The sequence below is a fragment of the Holophagales bacterium genome (genome assembly GCA_016719485.1).
Taxonomy (GTDB): Bacteria; Acidobacteriota; Thermoanaerobaculia; order UBA5066; family UBA5066; genus UBA5066.
In genome coordinates this window covers 1-20,524 of sequence record JADJZB010000009.1, presented here as the reverse complement: position 1 = coordinate 20,524, position 20,524 = coordinate 1, and the positions used below count along the sequence as shown (strand labels likewise).

16 protein-coding genes are annotated in these 20,524 nt (G+C 72.9%); 10 read left to right on the top strand and 6 right to left on the bottom strand.

The window, feature by feature from the left end:
- Positions 1-21 precede the first annotated feature (21 nt).
- Genes glmS through IPN03_07795 form a run of 3 tightly spaced genes read right to left on the bottom strand, consistent with a single transcriptional unit; the run spans position 22 to position 3,867 of the window.
- The gene (gene glmS, locus IPN03_07805; protein ID MBK9373628.1) at positions 22-1,866 is read right to left on the bottom strand and encodes a glutamine--fructose-6-phosphate transaminase (isomerizing); all 1,845 of its coding nucleotides are present in this window, start codon (positions 1,864-1,866) and stop codon (positions 22-24) included.
- A gap of 3 nt (positions 1,867-1,869) precedes the next feature.
- Positions 1,870-3,282, bottom strand: coding sequence for a bifunctional UDP-N-acetylglucosamine diphosphorylase/glucosamine-1-phosphate N-acetyltransferase GlmU (gene glmU / locus IPN03_07800; protein ID MBK9373627.1), 1,413 nt, complete (start codon positions 3,280-3,282; stop codon positions 1,870-1,872).
- Between the two features lie 15 nt (positions 3,283-3,297).
- The gene (locus tag IPN03_07795; GenBank protein MBK9373626.1) at positions 3,298-3,867 is read right to left on the bottom strand and encodes a hypothetical protein; all 570 of its coding nucleotides are present in this window, start codon (positions 3,865-3,867) and stop codon (positions 3,298-3,300) included.
- 202 nt (positions 3,868-4,069) lie between these two features.
- Here IPN03_07795 and IPN03_07790 point away from each other — a divergent pair, with 202 nt between their 5' ends.
- Complete coding sequence (locus IPN03_07790) at positions 4,070-5,605, top strand: FAD-dependent oxidoreductase (GenBank protein ID MBK9373625.1); 1,536 nt, start codon at positions 4,070-4,072, stop codon at positions 5,603-5,605.
- Positions 5,606-5,615: 10 nt separating this feature from the next.
- Positions 5,616-6,149 (top strand): NUDIX hydrolase, encoded by a 534-nt coding sequence (locus IPN03_07785; GenBank protein MBK9373624.1) that lies wholly within the window; start codon positions 5,616-5,618, stop codon positions 6,147-6,149.
- Between the two features lie 11 nt (positions 6,150-6,160).
- On the opposite strand, the gene IPN03_07780 is transcribed toward IPN03_07785, so the two are convergent.
- Complete coding sequence (locus IPN03_07780) at positions 6,161-6,850, bottom strand: hypothetical protein (protein MBK9373623.1); 690 nt, start codon at positions 6,848-6,850, stop codon at positions 6,161-6,163.
- Positions 6,851-6,928: 78 nt separating this feature from the next.
- Here IPN03_07780 and IPN03_07775 point away from each other — a divergent pair, with 78 nt between their 5' ends.
- From IPN03_07775 to IPN03_07755, 5 genes are all read left to right on the top strand, one after another.
- Complete coding sequence (locus IPN03_07775) at positions 6,929-11,092, top strand: PKD domain-containing protein (protein ID MBK9373622.1); 4,164 nt, start codon at positions 6,929-6,931, stop codon at positions 11,090-11,092.
- Between the two features lie 89 nt (positions 11,093-11,181).
- A complete protein-coding gene (locus IPN03_07770) occupies positions 11,182-12,123 on the top strand; it encodes a carboxypeptidase regulatory-like domain-containing protein (protein MBK9373621.1) in 942 nt (313 codons plus the stop codon).
- Positions 12,124-12,178: 55 nt separating this feature from the next.
- Positions 12,179-12,799 (top strand): uridine kinase, encoded by a 621-nt coding sequence (udk, locus tag IPN03_07765; GenBank protein MBK9373620.1) that lies wholly within the window; start codon positions 12,179-12,181, stop codon positions 12,797-12,799.
- A 65-nt stretch (positions 12,800-12,864) separates the two neighbouring features.
- Positions 12,865-13,971 carry a hypothetical protein gene (locus IPN03_07760; protein MBK9373619.1) on the top strand — a complete coding sequence of 369 codons (1,107 nt, stop codon included), beginning with the start codon at positions 12,865-12,867 and terminating at the stop codon, positions 13,969-13,971.
- A 60-nt stretch (positions 13,972-14,031) separates the two neighbouring features.
- Positions 14,032-15,492: a serine/threonine protein kinase gene (locus IPN03_07755; protein MBK9373618.1), complete on the top strand. Its 1,461-nt coding sequence runs from the start codon at positions 14,032-14,034 to the stop codon at positions 15,490-15,492.
- Between the two features lie 6 nt (positions 15,493-15,498).
- Here the strand turns inward: IPN03_07755 and IPN03_07750 are convergent, their stop codons facing one another.
- Positions 15,499-16,566, bottom strand: a complete 1,068-nt coding sequence (locus IPN03_07750) for a PilT/PilU family type 4a pilus ATPase (GenBank protein ID MBK9373617.1) — start codon at positions 16,564-16,566, stop codon at positions 15,499-15,501.
- 224 nt (positions 16,567-16,790) lie between these two features.
- Between IPN03_07750 and IPN03_07745 the strand changes: the two genes are divergently transcribed.
- The gene (locus IPN03_07745; protein ID MBK9373616.1) at positions 16,791-18,026 is read left to right on the top strand and encodes a tyrosine--tRNA ligase; all 1,236 of its coding nucleotides are present in this window, start codon (positions 16,791-16,793) and stop codon (positions 18,024-18,026) included.
- A gap of 4 nt (positions 18,027-18,030) precedes the next feature.
- A complete protein-coding gene (locus IPN03_07740) occupies positions 18,031-18,909 on the top strand; it encodes a prephenate dehydrogenase (GenBank protein MBK9373615.1) in 879 nt (292 codons plus the stop codon).
- On the opposite strand, the gene IPN03_07735 is transcribed toward IPN03_07740, so the two are convergent.
- Entirely contained in the window at positions 18,854-19,162 is a 309-nt protein-coding gene (locus IPN03_07735; GenBank protein ID MBK9373614.1) for a hypothetical protein, read from the bottom strand. The genes IPN03_07740 and IPN03_07735 overlap by 56 nt on opposite strands.
- 97 nt (positions 19,163-19,259) lie before the next feature.
- On the opposite strand from IPN03_07735, the gene IPN03_07730 reads away from it, so the two are divergent.
- On the top strand, positions 19,260-20,524 hold a 1,265-nt coding region (locus IPN03_07730; GenBank protein ID MBK9373613.1), incomplete at its 3' end, for a hypothetical protein.

Genomic DNA, 20,524 nt, shown 5'->3' with positions numbered 1-20,524 from the left:
CCGGGGGCGACATGCCGGACCCTACTCGACCGTGACCGACTTGGCGAGGTTCCGCGGCTGGTCGACGTCGCACCCCCGCCGCCGCGCCACGTGGTACGCGAGGAGCTGGAGCGGGACGACCGAGACGATGGGCTGGAGGGCCGGGTGGACGAGCGGCACCTCGAGCAGCTCGTCGGCGAACGTCGAGACGTCCTCGTCGCCCGGCGAGACGAGGGCGATGAGCCTCCCCTCGCGCGCCTTCACTTCCCTGAGGTTCGAGGCGACCTTGTCGTAGAGGGCGTCCTTCGGCGCGAGGGCGACGACCGGGAGCTCCCCGTCGATGAGCGCGATGGGGCCGTGCTTCATCTCGCCCGCCGGGTACCCCTCGGCGTGGATGTAGGAGATCTCCTTCAGCTTGAGCGCCCCTTCGAGGGCGACCGGGTAGTGCGCCCCGCGGCCGAGGAAGAGGACGTCGCGCGCGTGGGCGAGGGAACGGGAGAGCTTCTCGATCCTCGGCTCGAGGGCGAGCGCCTGCCCGAGCGCGACGGGGAGGTGGGCGAGGCCCGCGAGGAACGGGTCTCCCGGCTCGAGGCCCCCGAGGCCGCGCGCCTCCCTCGCGTAGAAGGCGAGGAGGGCGAGGGCGACGAGCTGCGTCGTGAACGCCTTCGTCGACGCCACGCCGATCTCGGGCCCGGCGTGCGTGGCGAGGACGCCGTCGACGAGGCGGGCGATCGCCGAGCCGGGGACGTTCACGACGCCCACGGTCGGCGCGCCCGCGCGCTTCGCGTCGGTGAGCGCCGCGACGGTGTCGGCCGTCTCGCCCGACTGCGAGATCCCGACGACGAGAGTCCGCGGCGAGACCAGGCTCCGCCGGTAGCGGAACTCGGAGGAGTAGTCGACCTCCACCGGGATGCGGGCGACCTCCTCGAGGAGGAACTTGCCGACGAGCCCTGCGTGCCAGCTCGTGCCGCAGGCGACGATCACGATCCGGTCGACCCCCGCGAGGAGCTTCGGGGAGACCCCCATCGCGTCTTCGCTGAAGCGCCCCGTCTCCAGCGAGAGCTTGTGCCCGACCGTCTCGACGACGACCGTCGGCTGCTCGGCGATCTCCTTGGCCATGAAGTGGGGATAGCCCCCCTTCTCGGCCGCGACGGCGTCCCACGGGACGCGCCGCGACGGGCGGCTCCGCGGGACCCCGTCGAGACCGCTCACCTCGACGGTCGTCGCCGTCATCCTGACGAAGTCGCCGTCCTCGAGGAAGACGAGGTCGCGCGTGTGCGTCAGGAGCGCCGTCGCGTCGGACGCGACGAAGTTCTCCCCCTCGCCGAGCCCGAGGACGATCGGAGGCCCGTTCTTGGCGACGTAGAGGACGCCCGGCTCGTCGGCCGAGAGGATGACGACGGCGTACATGCCCGTCATTCCCGCAAGGACCGTCCGGACCACCTCGGCGAAGGGCGTGCCGGGACCGTCCGCGCGCGCGGCGCCGATCGCCTGCGCGATGACCTCGGAGTCCGTCTCCGACGTGAAGGGAATGCCCCGGGCCAGGAGCGCCCTCTTGAGCGGAAGGAAGTTCTCGATGATGCCGTTGTGGATGACGACGACCCGGCCCGAGGCGTCGCGGTGCGGGTGGGCGTTCTCCTCGGAGGGACGTCCGTGGGTCGCCCAGCGCGTGTGGCCGATGCCGGTGTGCCCGGCGAGCGACCCCGCCTCGAGGCGCGAGGTGAGGTTGCCGAGCTTGCCCTCGCTGCGCATCACCCGGACGAGACCGTCGTCGCCCAGGGCGGCGATGCCGGCCGAGTCGTAGCCGCGGTACTCGAGGCGCCGGAGGCCGTCCACGAGGATCGGCGTCGCCTCCCGCGGACCGACGTAACCGACGATGCCGCACATGGCCTATCCCCTCTTCGCCTTCTCCGCGAGCTTGCGCTCCCGGTACCGCGTCCCGGCCCCCTCGACCGTCTTCTGCGCAACCCGGGAGGTGGCGAGGGCCCCCGCCGGGACGTCCTTCGTGATCGTGCTCCCGGCGCCGATGAGCGCGCCGTCGCCGATCGTCACCGGGGCGACGAGCTGCACGTCGGAGCCGACGAAGACGCCGGCCCCGATGCCGGTGTGGTGCTTGCCGAAGCCGTCGTAGTTGCAGGTGATGACACCCGCGCCGACGTTCGTCCCCTCGCCGACCGAGCAGTCGCCGAGGTAGGTGAGGTGGTTCGCCTTGGCACCGCGCGCCAGGCGTGCCTTCTTGGTCTCGACGAAGTTCCCGACGTGGACCTCGGGCCCCAGGTCGGTCCCCTCGCGGAGCCTCGCGAACGGCCCGACGACGGCCCTGTCGCCGACGACGGCCTTCTCGATGACGCAGTAGGGGCGCACGGTGACGTTGGCGCCGATCGCCGAGGCGGCGACGACGCTCCCCTGCCCGATCCGCGTGCCGGCTCCGACCGTCGTGGCCCCGGTGATCGTGACGAACGGCTCGACGACCGCGTCGGGCCCGAACGTCACCCCCTCGTCGAGCGTGATCGTCTCCGGACGGATCAGCGTCGCGCCCGCGGCCATCGCGAGGCGGGCCGCGCGCCGTCTCAGGAGCGCGTCGACCTCCGCGAGCTCGGCGCGCGAGTTGACGCCGAGGACCTCGTTCGGGTCGTCGACCGGGATCGCCACGACGCCGAGCCCCTCCTCGACCGCGAGGCCGAGGACGTCGGTGAGGTAGAACTCCCCCTGCGCGTTGTCGTCGGTCAGGCGCGGCAGCTCGCGCTCGAGGACGGACCGCTCGAAAGCGTAGATGCCCGAGTTGATCTCTCCGAGCGCCCGTTCCGCCGGCGTCGCGTCTTTCGCCTCGACGATGCGCGCGAAGCGGCCGTCTCCGTCACGCACGACGCGGCCGTAGGAGCCCGCGTCGCCGAGGCGCGCCGTAAGGACCGCGATTCCCGCTCCGCCGTCGGCGTCGAGGGCCCGCTCGAGCCGGCCGAGCGCGACGGCCGAGAGGAGCGGGACGTCTCCGGCAAGGACGACGACGCGCGCGGCGCCGCCGAGCGCCGGGAGCGCGGCGCGGACGGCGTCGCCCGTCCCGCGCGGCGGGTCCTGGACGACGACGACGGCGTCCGGAGCGGTTCGCGCGAGGTGCGGGATCAGCTCCTCGCGGCCGGCGCCCACGACGACGACGAGGCGCGACCCGGGACGCCCGCCGAGGAACGTGCGCGCCACGGCGACGACGTGGTCGATGAGCGGCCGGCCCGCGGCCTCGTGGAGCACCTTCGGCCGGGCGGACTTCATCCTCACCCCCCGCCCCGCGGCCAGGAGGACGACGGTCACCGGGCCGGGCACGGGTCAACTCCTCCCGACGAGGGCCTCGAAGTGAGGCTCGGAGCGGAGCGAGGCGAGGTCCGCCTCGAGACGCGCCTGGATCCGGTTCTGGGCCGACGCCTCGATCGCGGCACGCAGCCGCTCGACCGCCTCGGCGGGCCGCCCGTTCAACGCGAGGCAGCACGCGGCGAGGTAGGCGAGGCGCCCGTCGGGGTCCGCGTGCCCGTTCGCCGAATGGAGGAGCTCGAGCGCCTTCAGGCAGTTCCCACGGTTCTTCTCGAAGACGGCGGCGTGGTAGATCTCGACCGGCTCGCGCAGGGGTTTCTCCCGGTCGCGCTTCCCGTTTCCGGCCACCGCGAGGTACGTACGGGCGCGGTCGATGAGCTCGTGCTCGTCCGGGTGGAGCGCGAGGACCTCGGCGAAGCAGCGGGCCGCCGGGTCCATCTCCCTCTTGTGGAGGTGCTCCATTCCCTTCTCGAAGAGCTTGCGCGCGTGGGAGAGGTCCCGGGCCGCCTCGCGGTGCGTCGCCGGCGCCTTTCGCGCCGCCCCGGCCGTCTCCGCCTGCATCTCGCGCGCCGCCTTTTCGACTTCCACGAGCGGGATCCCGAGCGCGCGGGAGGCGCTCTGAAGATCCATCCTCCCCAAGTTGGCGCGCAACCAGCGGATTTCGTCCTGCGTCCAGTGCCTGTTCATCCCTTGTCCTCCGGGCACGCCATCGAGCGGCGTATTCTCGTCACGCTCCGTACGCAGGTCAAGGCGTGCCAACCCGCCGCACGTCGCGGATCGTAGAGAGGACGTGACGAAGCGCACAGGCTGGGAGGCGATCGTCGTCGGCGGCGGCGTCGGAGGACTCGTCGCCGCGGGCCTCCTCGCCCGTTCCGGCCGGAAGGTCCTCCTCCTCGAGGCGCACGCGACGCCGGGCGGCTGCGCCGGGTACTACGAGGCCGGCGGCTTCACTTTCGACGCGGGCGCCACGACGCTCATCGGCTTCGACGCCGGTGACCCGCTCGCGACGGTCGCCGGGGCCCTCGGGATCCGGCTGGGTGAGGAACTCTCGCTCGAGCCCGCCGAGGGCGTCGACGTCCGCCTCCCGGGCGTCTCGTTCTTCTACGGGCGCGATCTTCCCGCCTGGGAGGAATCCAGCGCCCGGCTCTTTCCGGGCGCATCCTCTTTCTTTCGTCGGCTCCGGAAGGACGCGTCCCTCCTCTGGGAGACGAGCCGGAGCTGGCCGGTCCTCCCGCTCCTCTCCCCGCGCGACGCCCTGCGCGACCTCCGCCTCCTCTCCCCGCGCCTCCTGCCGCTCCTGCCGTCGTTCGGGATGACCGTCTCGGACGTCCTCGTCCGGGAACGCGCGCCCCACGAGCCCGCGCTGCGCGCCTTCCTCGACCTCGCCCTCCTCATCACCGTCCAGTCCCCCGCCTCCGACGCCCCGTGGTGGAACGGCGCCCTCGGGCTGGATCTCTTCCGCCGGGGCGTCTCGCGTGCCCGCGGCGGAATGCGCGCGCTCGCCGTCGCTCTCGCGTCCGCCGTCGAGCGCGCCGGGGGCGAGATCCGGACCCGGACGCTCGTCACACACCTCACCCCGGCCTCCGGCGGGTGGACCGTGAAGACGGCCTCGGGCGAGGAGCTCGCGGCTCGAACGGTCCTGCCGAACCTCCCGGTCCGGGACGTGGCGCGGCTCCTCGATCCGGGAGCGGCCCCGTTCCACCGCGCCGAGAGCGAGCGCACCCGGCTCGGCGACGGGTGGGGCGCGCTCGTCCTGAACCTCGGTCTCTCGCGCGTCGTGAACGACGACCCGCGCCGCCTGCACCGCCTCGTCGCGACGCGGCTCGACGGACACCCCGGCGACCCGGCGTCGCTCTTCCTCTCCTTCTCGCCTCCGGGCGACCCCGTCGCGCCGCCGGGAGGTCAGACGCTCTCGGTCTCGACGCACGTCGCATCGTCCGCGTGGGCGCCGCTGCGGGGCGAGGAGTACCGACGAAAGAAGGAGGGGGCTCGCCTCCTCCTTCGCGAGGCGCTCGAACGCGAGGTGCCGGGTCTCTCCTCGGCGGTCGCATACGAAGACCTGGGGACGCCGCGGACCTTCCAGCGCTACACGCGGCGGAGCGGAGGAAGCGTCGGGGGCGTCCGGATGACGAAAGGAAATTTCGGCCTGCGCGCCCTCGACCCGACGCTCGGCGCAGAGGGGCTCCACATCGTCGGCGACACCGCGTTTCCGGGTCAGGGGACGCTCGCCGTCGCGATGTCGGCCGCGCTCGCGGCCGAGCGGCTCGGCGCGGTGCGGCTGGGGCGGGACGGGTCGCTGAGGGTCCTCGCGGGTGGAACGCGGTAGGCTCGCCCCGGTGTACGCCCGCCCCGTCTTCTGCACCCAGTGCGGCCAGCGGCTCGAGGAGCGCCACGTGGGGGCGCACCACGAGAGGACGGTCCCCGTCTGCGCGTCGTGCGGCGCAGTCCACTGGATCGACCCGAAGGTCGCGGCGGGCTGTCTCATCGTCCGCGACGAAACGGTCCTCCTCGTCCGGCGCTCCATCGAGCCCGGCTACGGCAAGTGGGTCTTCCCCGGCGGCCACGTCGACCGGGGAGAGACGCTCGAGGCCGCGGCCCTGCGCGAGACGCGCGAGGAATGCGGCGCCATCGCCCGGGTCGACGGGCTCCTCGGCGTCTATTCGTATCCGGGCCGCCCCGTCATCGTCGCCGCCTACCGCGCGACCCTCCTGCCGGAAAGCCCCGAGCCGTATCCGGCCGACGAGACGCTCGAGGTCGGATGGTTCACTCCCGGGGAGATCGGCGGTCTCGAGCTCGCGTTTCGCTCGACCGCGGACGCCCTCGCCGCTCTCCTCGGCCGCCCCTTCCGGAGACCGCCGCTGGAGACCTGACCCGGCGGGCACTACCCGAGACGCACGAGGACCCCGGGGTCGGCGAGGGCGATCGCGACGGCCGCGTCGTTTCCCGCCTGGACGTGGAGCGTCGCCGTCGGATCCGCGACCATGGCGACCTGGCCGGCCCACACGTCGCGCCCCTCGTCGCCGTCGAAGAGCGTCAGCTTTCCGGTGAAGACCGCGACACTCCGGAGCCCGACGACGGCCCAGCGAGCCGCCGGGGGCGGACCGAGGCGAAGGACGGCGTGCGACGCCGTCCTCGCGAGGAGCCTCGCGCCGGTGATGCCCGGTACGCCGTGCCCGATGAGCGCGTCGCGCGGGATGCAGAGGGGCGCCCCCGGTACGCCCGGGACCGCGCCTTCCACGAGCACGGCCGTCCCGTGCGGCAGGTCGATGGAGCCGCCGGGCGACACGACGACGTCGCCGCGCGCGTCTCCCGAGAGGACGACCGCCGCCCACGAGAGCTCGCCATCGAAGGGCGCGGCCGCCGGCCCGAGCCTCGACGGGCCCGGCCTCGCGGGGGACCTCTCGATCGCCGCGACCGCCGACGCGGCGTGGACCGTCACTCCCGGACGGTTCGGCGTCGGCGGCGGGGGCGGTTCGGGGCCGAGGCGCCCGTCCGGGGCCGAGCCGGCCCGCGCGACGTCTCCGCCGGGCGGAGCTTCCTGGGCGTGCCGCCCGAAGAGCCGCTTCCACATGCGCGGAGTCTAAGAGCATCGGGGAATCCCGAATGAACGGCGCCCCGGGTTCGATATCGTGCGGCGAGGAAGCTCCTCTTGCCGCTCGCACGCCATTCCCTCCTGCGCACCTGGGTCCTCTCACTGGCGCTGCTGCAGGCGACGGCGGGTCTCGCGGCCGAAGAGGGGGACCGCCCGCCCCGCCGCCGCGACCTCCCGCGCGCGCGGGCCGAGTGGACGGCGATGTTCCGCCGCGACACCGAGGGCGCCGTCTCGGCGGGCCGCCGACTGCGGGCGCTCCGGCAGGCGTGCGAGGTGCCTGCGGATCCTCTTCTCGCGCGTCCCCCTGCCGGCGGCTTCACCCGCTCCGACGCGGGACCCACGGCGCGGGCCCTCGGGGACGGCCTCGCGTGGCGGCCGCTCGGGCCCTGGGGGGCGAGCTCCGGAACGTCGTGGGGCAGGGTCGCCGGCCGGATCACCGCGCTCGCCGTCCACCCTTCGAACGCCGACGTCGTCTTCGTCGGCGCCGCCACCGGAGGCATCTGGAAGTCGTCCGACGGCGGGCGCAGCTTTCGTCCCGTCTCCGACACCGCACCGTCGCTCGCCACGAGCGCGATCGTCTTCTCCCCGGCGAACGCCGAGGTCCTCTACGCGGCGACGGGTGAAGCCGACAGCGCCTACCTCGAGGGCAATCCCGCGTCCTCGCTCGGGACCTACCTCGGCGCGGGGCTCCTCCGGAGCGTCGACGGCGGCGAGACGTGGAGCCGCGTCGACGTCGACCTGCCCGAGAACGCGGTCGTCTCGCGCGTCCTCGTGAACCCGCGCGACCCGCAGCGGGTCCTCGTCGCCGTCTACATCTTCCACGACGTCGCCGCCGGCCGGTCGCGTCCCGGCGGCACGTATCTCTCGACGGACGGCGGCGTGAGGTTCACCCGCACGTTCGCCCACGCGGCGTCCGACCTCGTGCAGGACCCGTCCTCCCCGGACGGTGTCTTCGCCGCATTCGGCATCGACGGCGGCTGCGCCTCCTGTGCCGCGCCGGGCGGCGTCTGGCGCTCGGCCGACTTCGGCCTCACCTGGTCGCCCTCCCTCACGCGCGACGCACCCGGCGCGCCGATCCCCGTGCAGCCGGGGCAGGTGAAGCTGACGATCTCGGCCACGGTCCCGCCGGTCCTCTACGCCTCCGTCCTCGACGGAGACGACGCGCACGCCGCCGGAGGCGTCTTCCGCTCCGCCGACGGGGGCGGCACGTGGGAGAAGAGGACCGTTCACCCGCAGATGTGCCCGAAGGACGGCTTCAACCAGTGCGGCTACGACCACGCGATCCTCGTCCACCCCACGACGCCCGACCTCCTCTACCTCGGGACCGTCAGCCTCTACGTGTCCAGGGACGGCGCGGCAACGTGGGACGCGCTCGTCGAGGTCTACGCTCCCGGCGCCTCCATCCACCCCGACCAGCACGCGCTCGCCATCCCCGCCTCCGCTCCCGGCACCCTCTGGGTCGGCAACGACGGCGGCCTTTACCGGACGACCGACGGCGGCGCGAGGTTCGAAGGCTTCAACCACGCGCTGGGCCTGATCCAGTTCAACGGCGTCGCCTTCCATCCCTCGATACCGGAGTTCCTGATGGGTGGGACGCAGGACAACGGGAACCTCAGAACCCTCGACGGGCTTTCCTGGACCGACCGGACCGGTGGCGACGGCGGGTTCGTCCTCGTGCGGCAGGACGCCCCCGCAGAGGTCCTGGCGGCCCACTACTACGCCTACCTGAACCACTCGACGACGACCGGCGCGGTCTTCCGCGACGTCACGCCGAGCCCCACGCTCATGCTGGAGGACGGCAGTCCCGCCGAGCCGATGGCGTTCTACCCGCCCGCCGTCGCCGCGCCGGCGGCCCCCGGGACCGTCTTCCTCGGGGCGCAACGCCTCTGGGCGAACGGCGCGTTCGGCGCGGACCCGACCGCGTGGGCACCCCGTTCGACGGAGATGGCCGTCGCCAGCGGGGTCATCACGGCCGTCGACGTCGTCGGCGACGGGAGCGGCCCCGTCTGGGTCGGCGGCTCCCGCGGAGACGTTCTCTTCTCGACGGACGGCGGGGCGACGTGGGCGCGGAGGACCGCCGGCCTGCCCGCGGCGGTCGTCACCGACGTCCGTGCCGTGTCCGGGGACGGCCGCTCTGCGTACGTCGCCTTCGGCGGCTACCTGGGCGCTCCCTCGCGACACGTCTTCGTGACGACGGACGCCGGGCTCAGCTGGACGAACGTCTCGGGCGAGATCCCCGACGTCCCGGTGACGGCCCTCGTCCCGGCGCCAGATGACCCGCGCGAGCTCTTCGCGGCGACCGACGTCGGCGTCTTCCGCTCCACGAACGGCGGCGCCTCCTGGAGCTCCTTCAGCGCCGGCCTCCCGAACACCACCGTCTCCTCGCTCGCCTTCCGTCCCGGCACCCGCGATCTCGTCGCCGCGACGTACGGCCGGGGCATGTGGACGATCGCGATCCCGCCACCCGGAGGGGACGGACCACCGGTCGCCGCGTTCGGCGTCCGCCCCGCGTTGCCCGCGCCGGGCCAGAGCGTGGCCTTCTCCGACCTCTCCTCGGGAGAGCCGTCGTCGTGGCTCTGGTCGTTCGGAGACGGCGGGACCTCGACGGAGAGGAGCCCCCGCCACGTCTTCGAGAGCGCCGGGACGTTTCCCGTGACGCTCACCGCGACGAACGCGGCGGGGGCCTCCTCGACGACGCGGAGCGTGGTGGTGACGCCCGGCGCCGCACACCCGGTCACGCTCCAGGTGCCGGTCGTCCTCGACGTCTTCGGCGTCCCGCCGACGCACTACACCTCGGACCTCATCGTCGTGAACCGGGGCGCGGCCCCGACGCGCCTCACGTTCCGCTACCTCCCCGCGCCGGGGACGCCCGGTGCCGGGGGCCCGCGCGTCGGCGAGTCGCTCGAGGCCGGGCAGTCCCTGCGCGTCGACGATGTCGTCGCGTGGCTGCGCGAGAACGGCATCCCGCTCCCGGCGAGCGGCCCGGCGAGCGTGGGGACGCTGCGCGTCACGTTCGAGGACGTGGAGGACGCCTCCCTCGCCTGGGCCGGGTCGCGCACCGCCACGCCGAACCCGAACGCGACCGTCGGAGGGAGCTATGGCCTCTTTCTCCCGGCCGTCGCGGGGAGCGACGCCCCGGCGGAGGAGGCCGTCGTCGTCGGGCTGAGGGAGGACGCCACCGCGCGCTCGAACCTCGCCCTCGTCGACGTCCCGCCGTCCGAATCCGCCCCGGGCTCCCCCGCGCGTCTCTCGGTCCAGCCCTTCGACGGAGACACGGGCCTGGCCGCGGGCGCGCCGCTCGACGTCGCTCTGGCTCCCGGCGAGTGGCGCCAGCTCGACCGTGTCCTGTCCCGCGTCGCCACCCAGGGCTGGGCGCGCATCACGAGGACCGGCGGGACGAACCGCTTCCTCGCGTACGGGGTCCGCAACGACGGTTCCGGCAGCGGCGCGGGCACGTCGGACGGAAGCCCCCTTCCGGCCGGGACGACGGACGGGCTCGTGCCGATCGTCCTCCGGGCCACCGCCGGCGCGACGACCTTCACGACGCAGCTCGTCCTCGCGAACCCGACTTCGGCGGCCGTCACGGCGACGGTTTCGTACACGCCTTCGACGCTCCTGGGCGGTGGCGCCTCCGGCGGCGGCACCGTGCCGCTCGGCCCCGGCCGGCAGGTCGAGATCCCCGACGTGATGACGTGGCTGGCGGGCGCGTTCGGCGTCGACGTCCCCGCGGCCCCCGCGAGCGCGGGCGGAACGCTCCTCGTCCGCGGCGCCGTCGCGCTGGCCCGCACCTCGAACCCGAATCCCGACCCGGCCGTCGGCGGCTCGTTCGGGCTCTCCTACCCCGCCCTCGGTGCGGCGGCGCGGGCGCGGACCCTGTGCTGGGTCCTGGGCCTCGAGCAGGACGACGCGACGCGCGCCAACCTCGCGATCGCCGACGCCCGCACGGGGGACCCCCGGGAGGTCGCCTACGTCGTGGAGATCTTCCCCGACGCTTCGCCGGGTGCCGCTCCGGCACTCGCGAGAAGGGTCGTCCTCGCCGGAGGCGGGTGGACGCAGCTCTCGGGAATCCTCCTCGAAGCGGGTCTCGCGCACGGCCACGCCCGCATCCGCGTCGAGTCCGGGAGCTCCGATTTCGCCGCCTACGGGGTCCTGAACGACGGCGCGGCCCCCGGGAGCCGGACCTCCGACGGGAGCTACATTCCGATGACCGGCCTCCGCTGAGGTCGTTCCTGCCAATCCCGGGCGAGAAGAACGGCACGGCTTTCGCTAGAATGCCCCGTTGGTGGCTCCGGCCACCACCGGAGGTAGAGATGAACCAGAAGAAGATCCTTTCGGCCGGACTGATCGCGATTCTCTTCGCCGTCAGCGGGCTGGCCCTCGCGGGCCCCCAGGCCCGGATCGTGGGGAAGGTCACGGACGGCAAGGGCGCGCCGCTCGAGGGCGTCACCGTGTCGATCACCACGGAGATGCTCGGCAAGTTCAAGGTCGTCCTGACGACCGACAAGGAAGGGAAGTGGGGAACGATCCTCAACGACTCGACCTTCACGTACGACTACCTCTTCGAGAAGAAGGGGTACCTCAGCGTCAGCAAGATGAAGTTCAAGGTCCCCATCGCCTCGACGGGCGAGCTCGACATCGAGCTCCTGACGCAGGACCAGGCGGTCCAGAAGGGCGTCGTCAAGGAGGTCGTCGACCCGTACACGCTGGCCTTCAACGGCGCCGTCGAGAAGTTCCAGGCGGGCGACCTGGACGGCGCGATCGAGGGAGCGAAGAAGGCCATCGAGCTCGGCCCCGCGAAGTCCGGCGCCTACGACATGGCGACGAAGGTCGCCACCGCCAAGAAGGACTGGGACCTCGTCATCCTGTGGGGCGAGAAGGCGCTTTCGCTCGAGGCCGACAACGCTTCGATGTACGGACCCCTGATGGAGGCCTACAAGGCGAAGGGCGACAAGGTGAAGGCGGCCGAGTACGAGAAGATGTTCGTCTCCGCCAACCCCGACAAGCCCGAGATCCTCTACAACCAGGCCGTCGACCTCTACAACAAGGGGAAGTTCAAGGAAGCCGAGCCGATCCTCAGGAAGATCCTCGAGGGGGCGCCCGAGTACGCCAACGCCCACTTCCTCCTCGGCATGTCGTGCGTGAACCTCAACAAGATCCCCGACATGACCAAGCACCTCGGGGAGTACCTCCGGCTCGAGCCGAACGGCAAGGAAGCCGCCACGGCCAAGGAGATGATCGAGGCCTTCAAGTGACGCCGGGCGGCGCGTCCGCGGCTCTGGGCTCCCCCTCGCGCCTGGAGAGCCGCGCGTGACGGCGTCGCCCCTCGCCATCGGCGTCGCCGGAGGAACGGGCTCCGGCAAGACGACCGTCGCCAACGCGATCCGCAACCGCGTGGGAGAGGACCGCATCGCGATCCTCTCCCACGACTGGTACTACCGCGACTGGATCGACCTCCCGAAGGACATGCTCGACCAGAAGAACTTCGACCACCCGGACTCGCTCGAGACCGACCTCCTGGTGAGGCATCTCAAGGCGCTGAAGGGCGGTGCGGCCGTCGAGGTCCCCGTCTACGACTTCAAGACCCACCGGCGCGCCCCCGAGACGCGCCGGATGGAGCCCCGCAAGGTCGTCCTCGTCGACGGCATCCTCATCTACGCCGAGCCGGAGCTGCGGAAGCTCTTCGACGTGAAGATCTTCGTCGACACCGACGCCGACGTCCGCCTCATCCGCCGCATCCGGCGCGACATCGCCGAGCGGGGACGGACGCTGGAGAGCGTCGCGGCGCAGTACGAGTCGACCGTCCGGCCGATGCACCTCGAGTTCGTCGAGCCGTCCAAGCGCTACGCAGACCTCATCATCCCGGAAGGGGGCGAGAACGCCGTCGCCCTCGAGTTCCTCTTCGCGCGCCTCGAGAAGATCCTCGCCTGAGCGGGCCTCTCGCGGACCGATAATCCGGTGCACGTCGTTCCGCCCCGGGGGCGGTGGAGGCTGGCATGTCGATCGTCGTTCGCTTCGTCTCCGGTTCCCTCTCGGACCGCGAGTTCTCCTTCCCGAAGGATCTCGTGAGAATCGGCGACGCCGAGGGCGTCGACCTCAGGATCGACCCGTCGCAGCCGTCCGACGGCGGGGCGCGCGGCCGCGTGATCGAGATCTCCGAAGAGGGCGGCGGCCTGCGCGTCCGGTCGGCCGGCGACCGGGAGCTGTCGGCCCAGGGCGAGATCCCGCTCGACCACCTCGTGGCCGACGGCGGCGAGGTCCGCTTCGGCGCGTGGGGGCCGGTCTTCACGGTCCGCCACTTCGCGTCGGAGGCCACCCGGACCGCGCCGGTTGCCGTTTTCGACGACAGCGCTTCCCGGCGTCCCGACGACTCCGCCTCCCGGCGGCGGGTCGAGGACACCGCCTCGAGAAAGGGCCGGAGCGTCCTGACCGCCTCCGGTGAAAAGCCCGTCGGCCCGAAGACGGTCATGATCATGATCCAGGACGCCCTCTCGAAAGCCCGGGAGCAGGGAGATGCCGGGTTCGTCGAGAAGGGGACCGTCTTCGTCCGCGAGATCGTCGCCGACACGATCCAGAGCGCGACCCGTTCGCTGAAGATCGGCCTCGTCCTGACCGCAGCGGCCCTGGTCGTCCTCGCGTTCGCCCTCGGCTTCAACGTCTGGAAGACCCGGCAGACCGTCGACAGGGTGACCCGCGCCGCCGACGAGAGCGTCCAGGGCGTGAGGAAGGAGCTCGGGACGCGGGTCGAAGAGATGCAGAAGGAGCGCGACGCCCTCGCCGTGGAATCGGCCGAGGTGGCCCGGAAGATCGGAGAGCTCGAGAAGACCGCCGGCGCGAGCCAGCAGGCCGTCAGCGAGCTGCGCGGCCGACTCTCCGACGCCGACACGCGCCGGAGGGACCTCGAGGGGCGGATGCAGCGGGCCCTGACCGCTCTCGAGGCCGACAAGGCGGCGCTCCAGCGGCAGCTCGAGCAGATGGAGAAGGACCGGGCCGCCGACCGGGCGCGCCAGCAGGAAGAGATGGAGAAGCTCCGGCGCGAATCCGCCGCGCCGCCCGCCGAGCCGGTCGTCCCGGCGCCGACGCCCGTTCCGGTACCCCGCTGAACCGGGAGGAGGGAGTCCGGCACCCGCCGGACCCCCTCTTCCTCTGAGAAGATGCCCGTCGTGATCGTCCGGCCGCACCTCGTTCCGGGCTACACCATCGTCGAACGGCTCGCGACGGGCGGCCTCTCCGGGGTCTTCCGTGCCCTGCGGGATGACGATGGCCTCGAGGTCGCGCTCAAGGTGACGAGCCTCGCCGACCTCGACCCCGAGTTCCGGCCGCAGGAGCGGTTCGAGAGGGAGGCCGACCTTCTCGCCCGTCTCTCGCACACCGCGCTTCCGAAGCTCCACGACTGGGGCGTCACGCTGGAGGGCTACGGCTGGCTCGCGCTCGAGCTGGTGAGGGGCGTGCCCCTCTCGCACTTTGCCCTCCGCCCCGCCTGGGAGCTGGTCCCGATCCTGATCCCGGTCGCCGAGGCGCTCGCGGCGGTGGCGCGGGCCGGGATCGTCCACCGCGACGTCGCCCCCGACAACGTCCTCGTCGCGGTCGAGGACGGGCGCTTCGCCCCGAAGCTCATCGACTTCGGGGTCGCCAAGGACCTCTTCGCCTCCGACTCCGCCGGCCTGACGCAGCACGGGGCCTTCCTCGGCAAGCTCGTCTACGCCCCGCCCGAGCAGCTGCTCGGGCTCCCGAAGGGTCAGACCCTCGACTTCCGGGCCGACGTCTACTCCTTCGGCCTCACCGTCTGGGAGCTCTTCACCGGCAGGCCCGCCGTCGCGGCGCCCTCGCTCCCGGAGATCGTCAACGCCCACCTCGCCCACGCGTGGCCGAAGCTCTCCCTTCCGCCCGCGCGCGGCGGGCCGGCGCCGGGCCTCGTCGACCTCGTCGAGAGGATGACCGCCCGCCGGCGCGAGGACCGGCCCTCCTCCTGGGAAGAGGTCGTCGCCGGCCTCTGGCAGGCGATGGACGAGGTCCGTCCGGTCGCCCGGGAGCTGGAGGAGAAGCGGGCCGAGCTCTCCCCATTCGGGGACGTACCGCCCCCGGAGGCGATCCACCACACGAACGGCGACGACGCTCCGTTCCCCCAGGCCGAGGCGACGCGGACCCACGTGCCGCAACCCGGCATGGGGCCGTCGCTCGAGCCGACGGCGCGCCTCCTCTCGCGGGAGCTCCTCTTCGGGCGCATCGTCCTCCTCTTCGGCATCGCGGCGTTCGTGGGGGCGCTCGCCTTCGCCGTCAACGTCATCGTCTCGGCGCCGGAGGCGCCCGCGGGAGGGATCGGCACGAAGGGCGCGCCCGCTCCCCCGCTCTCCGCGGCCGGCCCCGGTCGACGCGCTCTCTCCGGCCGGCCCGGTCTTCTCCTCGTCGCGCTCGTCCCCGACGGGGTCCTCGAGGAGGTCACGAGCGTCTCCGGGCGCCGCGTCGCCGGCCCCCTGCCGCTCCCCGCCCAGCTCCCGCTCCCCCCGGGGCCGTACAAGGCCATCCTCAGCAGCGCATCGAGCGGCTGCGCCGTGACGGTGGCCTTCGAGGTCCGCGCCGGCCAGACCACACGCGTCCTCGAGACCTGCCTCGACACAGAGTGAGGCGGGCTACCGGAGCAGCGCCGCGAGATCGTCGGCGTGCCCGGCCCTCAGGCGCGCCTCGGCCTCGGTGATCGCCCCCGCCTTCACGAGCCGGGCGAGGGAGTCTTCCATCGTCATCATCCCGAAGCGGCGCCCGAGCGTCAGCTCCGTGTGGAGCTGGTGGAAGGTCCCCCGGCGGATGTGCGCCCGCACGGAGTCGGTCGCGACGAGGACCTCCGTCGCCACGACGCGCCCCGTCCCGTCGGCGCGCGGGACGAGCTGCTGGCAGACGACGGCCGAGAGGGCGAGAGAGAGCTGCTGCCGCACGGTCGCCTGCTGCTCGGCGGGGAAGATGTCCGTGATCCGGTTCACGGTCTGCGGGACGTCGTTCGTGTGGAGCGTCGCGAGGACGAGGTGCCCCGTCTCGGCGGCCGTCAGCGCCGCCCGCGTCGTCTCGAGGTCGCGCATCTCGCCCACGAGGATCACGTCGGGGTCCTGTCTCAGCGCGGCGACGAGCGCCGCGGCGAAGCTCGGGGCGTCGACCCCGACCTCCACCTGCTCGACGATCGACGTCCCGTGCGCGTGCTCGTATTCGACGGGGTCCTCGATCGTCACGACGTGCCGCCGCGAGGTCCGGTTGATCCGGTCGAGGAGGGCGGCGAGGGTCGTGGTCTTTCCGGATCCGGTCGCGCCCGTGACGAGGACGAGACCGCGCGCCGCCTTCGTCAGGTCGTAGAGCGACTCGGGGAGGCCGAGGTCCGAGAGGGCGGCGATCCTCTTCGGCAGGACGCGGATCGCGGCCGCCGTTCCCCCGCGGGTCCGGTGGAGATTCACCCGGAAGCGGCCGAGCGCGCCGACCCGCAGGGAGAGGTCGACCGCCCCGCCTTCCGCGAAGCGGCGACGGCGGTCGGCCGAGAGCGACGGGGAGAGGAGGTCGAACGCGTCGGACGTGCCGAGCGGCTCGCCGCCCGCCGCGGCCACCGGCTCCAGGGCGCCGTGGAGGCGCAGGACAGGCACCGAGCGCGGGACGAGGAGGAGGTCGGTTCCGCCGCGGCGGACCGTCTCCGCCAGGAGCGCGGCGAGGCGCGGCGCCACGTCTCCGTCGGCGAGAAGAGGGGGCGGAGCCAGGCCCGGCGAGGCGGAGGGAGACTCCTCTTCGCGGACGTGCTCGAGAAGCGGCGGCTCCGCGCCAGGTCCATCCCCGGCGGCGTTCAGCGACCGGATCAGGCGGTTCAGGTCGTCGGTCTCCACTCGGGGAGTCTACGGACGGAAAGGGCCTCGCGTCGCGGGCCGGCGGCCTGCGCCACTAGAATCCAGCCGTGCCGAACTTCCTCCCCGTCCCCGAACAGCTCGAGCTCCTCCTCAAGGGCGTCGAAACCTGCGTCCAGAAGGACGAGCTCGCCGCGAAGCTGGAAGCCTCCCGCAAGAGCGGCAAGCCGCTCCGCGTCAAGACCGGCTTCGACCCCTCCGCCCCCGACCTCCACCTCGGCCACACCGTCGTCTTCCGGAAGATGCGCCACTTCCAGGAGCTGGGGCACGAGGTCGTCTTCCTCATCGGCGACTTCACCGGCCTCATCGGCGATCCGACCGGCAAGAAGACGACCCGGCCGCAGCTGACGAAGGACGAGGTCCTCGCGAACGCCGAGACCTACAAGGCGCAGGTCTTCAAGATCCTCGACCGGGAGACGACCGTCGTCGACTTCAACTCCCGCTGGCTCGGCGCCCTCGGCGCCGACGGGCTCGTCCGCCTCGCCGGGCGCTACACCGTCGCCCAGCTCCTCGAGCGCGACGACTTCTCCAAGCGCTTCAAGGCGGGCCAGCCGATCTCCGTCCACGAGCTCCTCTACCCGCTCTGCCAGGGGTACGACTCCGTCGCCCTCGAGGCCGACGTCGAGCTGGGCGGCACCGACCAGCTCTTCAACCTCCTCGTCGGCCGCGAGCTGATGAGGAGCTACGGCCTCGCGCCTCAGTGCGTGATGACGACCCCGCTCCTCGTCGGCCTCGACGGCGTGGAGAAGATGTCGAAGTCGCTCGGCAACCACGTCGGCATCAACGAGCCGCCCGACGAGATCTTCGGCAAGGTCATGTCGGTCTCGGACGACATGATGTGGACCTGGTGGACCCTCCTGACGGACCTATTCCCGCACGACATCGACGCGCTGAAAGCGGCCGTCGCCTCCGGGGCGAAGCACCCCAAGCGGGTGAAGATGGACCTCGCCCGGCAGCTCGTCACCGACTTCCACGGCGCCGAAGCCGCCGCCACCGCCGAGGCCGAGTTCGAGCGCCGCTTCGCGAAGGCCGACGGGCCGGTGAAGGCCGACACCGTACCGCTCCCCGACCCCGCGCCCGCCGACGTCGCCTCGCTCCTCGTCGCCCTCGGCCTCGCCGCGAGCAAGACCGTCGCGCGGCAGAAGGTGAAGGAGGGGGCCGTCGCGCTCTCCGAGGACGGCGTCGCCTTCTCGAAGGTCGACAACCCCGCGGAGCCGTTCGCGCTCGAGAGCGGCGCCGTGCGGTACGTGCGCGTCGGCAAACGCTTCCTGCGCATCGCGCGGTAGTCCGATGCCCGCACGCGCCGTCGTCCGCCGCGCGGGCGGGAAGAGAGTCCTCCTCGTCGGCGGGGCCGGGAGGATGGGGCGCCTCCTCGCGCGCGCCTTCCGCGACGCCGGGCACTCGATCGCGATCCACGACCCGGGAAGGCGCCTGCCGGGCTTTCCTTCGGTCCCGCTCGAGATCGCCGCGGCCGCCGACGCCGTCGTCGTCTCCGTTTCCCTCGAGGCGACGCCGGCCGTCCTCGCCGAGCTCCTCTCCCTCTCGCCCCCCGGCCTCGTCCTCGACGTGGCGAGCGTCAAGGGGCCGCTCCTGCCGCTCTACGCAGAGGCCGCCCGCCGCGGCCTTTCCGTCGCCTCGGTCCACCCGATGTTCGGGCCGGGCGTCCGCTCGTTCGAAGGCCAGAACCTCATCGTCTGCGACGCGGGCGTCCCCGCGGCCACGCGCGCGGCCGCGCGCCTCTTCTCCGGGCAGGGGCTGAAGGTGGCGACGATGCCGATCGGCGCGCACGACGCCTGGATCGCCCGGACGCTCGGCCTCGCCCACCTCCTCTCCCTCCTCGCCGGCTCGGCCCTCGCGCGCGAGGGGGTGAAGGTGAAGAGCCTCGACGGCCTCGCTTCGACGAGCTTCCGCAGGCTCTGCGAGCTGGCGGCCCCGATCCTCCACCAGGCGCCCGACCTGACGCTTCCGATCCAGGCCCGCAACCCCGCGACGCCTGGCCTCTTCGACCTCCTCGAGCGCGAGCTCGCCTCGTGGCGCGCGCTCGTCGAGCGCAACGACGTTGCCGCCTTCGAGCGCAAGCTCGGCGAGGCGCGCTCCGTCCTCGCCGCGCCCGTCACCGCGGCGGCAGCTCGAAGATGTCGACCCCGTCGACCGTCGCGACGAGCCTGAGCTTCGACCGGAAGGCGACGACCGCCTCCGCCTCTTCCCGGCTCCGCGCCAGAGGGTAGAGGCTCGTCGGCGTCCCCCCGCCCCAGCCAGGCGTGACGAGGAGGTGCGTGACGTCCAGCGCGCGGCAGCGCCCGAGGAGACCGGCGCCGTCCGCCCCCTCGGCGAGCCAGAGGCGGAGAGGAGGTTCGTTGAGGACACCCTCGACGACCCACGGCCGTTGGAAGTAGAAGGGCCCCGGGAAGTCGAGCGCCATCACGCGGCCCCCGGGCAGGGCGTTGACGTGCCGGGCCGCACGGTAGCCCGGGATCGCCGCCCGTTCTCACCGCTTCCGCCGTCACGCGACCGGCGAGGTGGTCGAACGCCGAGAACCCGACGAGGAGGTCCGGCGCCGAGGCCGAGGCCGAGATGCCGGCCATGACGAGGGTCGTCGCCGTGAGCGCGCGGGGCCCGGCCTTCGAGAGCGCGACCGCGAGGAACGCGGCGAGCGCAGCGAAGAGCGGGAGGAAGTAGCGTGCCGGCGGGTGCCAGAACGAGGCGGCGACGAGGGAGAAGAGGACGGGCAGGAGGAGGATGCGGAGCCTCTTCTCGCGCAGGAGGACGGCGACCGCGACGAGACCGAGGAGCGCCTGCGGACCGGCGACGTCGTCCCACGCGAAGCCGTCCTGGAACGGGAGGAACCCGACCGCGAGGAGCCCGTGCGCTTCCTTGCGGTAGGAGACCGCCCAGTCCAGCCCCTCCTTCGCCACCCCCGGGATCGGGATCCCGGTGAGCCCGTACCCGATGGGGAAGAACGGGTCTCTCGTGAGAACGAGGTTCCGGACGCCGAACGGCAGGTACGTCACCGCGAGGACGCCGACGAGGAGCGCGGCTTCCCGGAGACGGGTCGCGGCGGGCCGGACCGCGATGGCCGCCAACGCCAGACCGGCAATGAAGGGTGCCGTCGTCATCTTCGTCGCGAAGGCCGCTCCGAGCGCGAGGCCCGCGAGGGTCGACGGGGCGCGCGCGGCGACGAGGAGCGCCGCCACGAGGACGTGGAAGAGGGCGACGTGGTCGACGAACGCGGCGGACGCCGGGGCGGCCGCCACCGGCGCGACGAAGGCGAGGAGCGCCGCGGCAACCGCCGCCGCCCGCGTTCTCCGCCCGCGATGGACGATCAGGGCCAGGGCGCCGGCCGAGAGGAGCGCGAAGCCGGCGTGGACGAGCTTGCAGGCCTCTCCTCCGCCGAGCGCCGTCGCCACGAGGTAGAGCATCGGCGCGAGCTGTGGGAAGTAGCCCGTCACGTCCCAGCGGTAGGTCGAGACTTCGCCGGTCAGGAGATAGAGCTTCGGATGGGCGACCTGGTAGCGGATCCCGTCCGAGTCCAGCAGGGGGAGCAGGAGCGTCGGAACGAGAAGGAGCGCCGCGGCGAGGAACGCCGCCGAGAGGAGCGGGGCCGACCGGGCGAGGGCGGCGAGCCGCCGAAAGAGGCGGCACGCGTCCCGCCGGAGCTCGCCGCCGGCCCGGGCGCCCAGGGCCAGGAGGAGGACCCACACGAACCAGACGGCACGCGTCCCGAAGGCCGTGCCGGCGATCCAGCCGGCCCAGCCCGTCGCGAGCATTCCGACGGAGATCGCGA

Excerpts from the sequence above, each read along its gene's own strand:
- glmS (MBK9373628.1), bottom strand. The coding sequence starts at position 1,866 with ATGTGCGGCATCGTCGGTTACGTCGGTCCGCGGGAGGCGACGCCGATC.
- IPN03_07780 (MBK9373623.1), bottom strand. The coding sequence starts at position 6,850 with ATGTGGAAGCGGCTCTTCGGGCGGCACGCCCAGGAAGCTCCGCCCGGC.
- IPN03_07770 (MBK9373621.1), top strand. The coding sequence starts at position 11,182 with ATGAACCAGAAGAAGATCCTTTCGGCCGGACTGATCGCGATTCTCTTC.
- IPN03_07760 (MBK9373619.1), top strand. The coding sequence starts at position 12,865 with ATGTCGATCGTCGTTCGCTTCGTCTCCGGTTCCCTCTCGGACCGCGAG.
- IPN03_07740 (MBK9373615.1), top strand. The coding sequence starts at position 18,031 with ATGCCCGCACGCGCCGTCGTCCGCCGCGCGGGCGGGAAGAGAGTCCTC.
- IPN03_07735 (MBK9373614.1), bottom strand. The coding sequence starts at position 19,162 with ATGGCGCTCGACTTCCCGGGGCCCTTCTACTTCCAACGGCCGTGGGTC.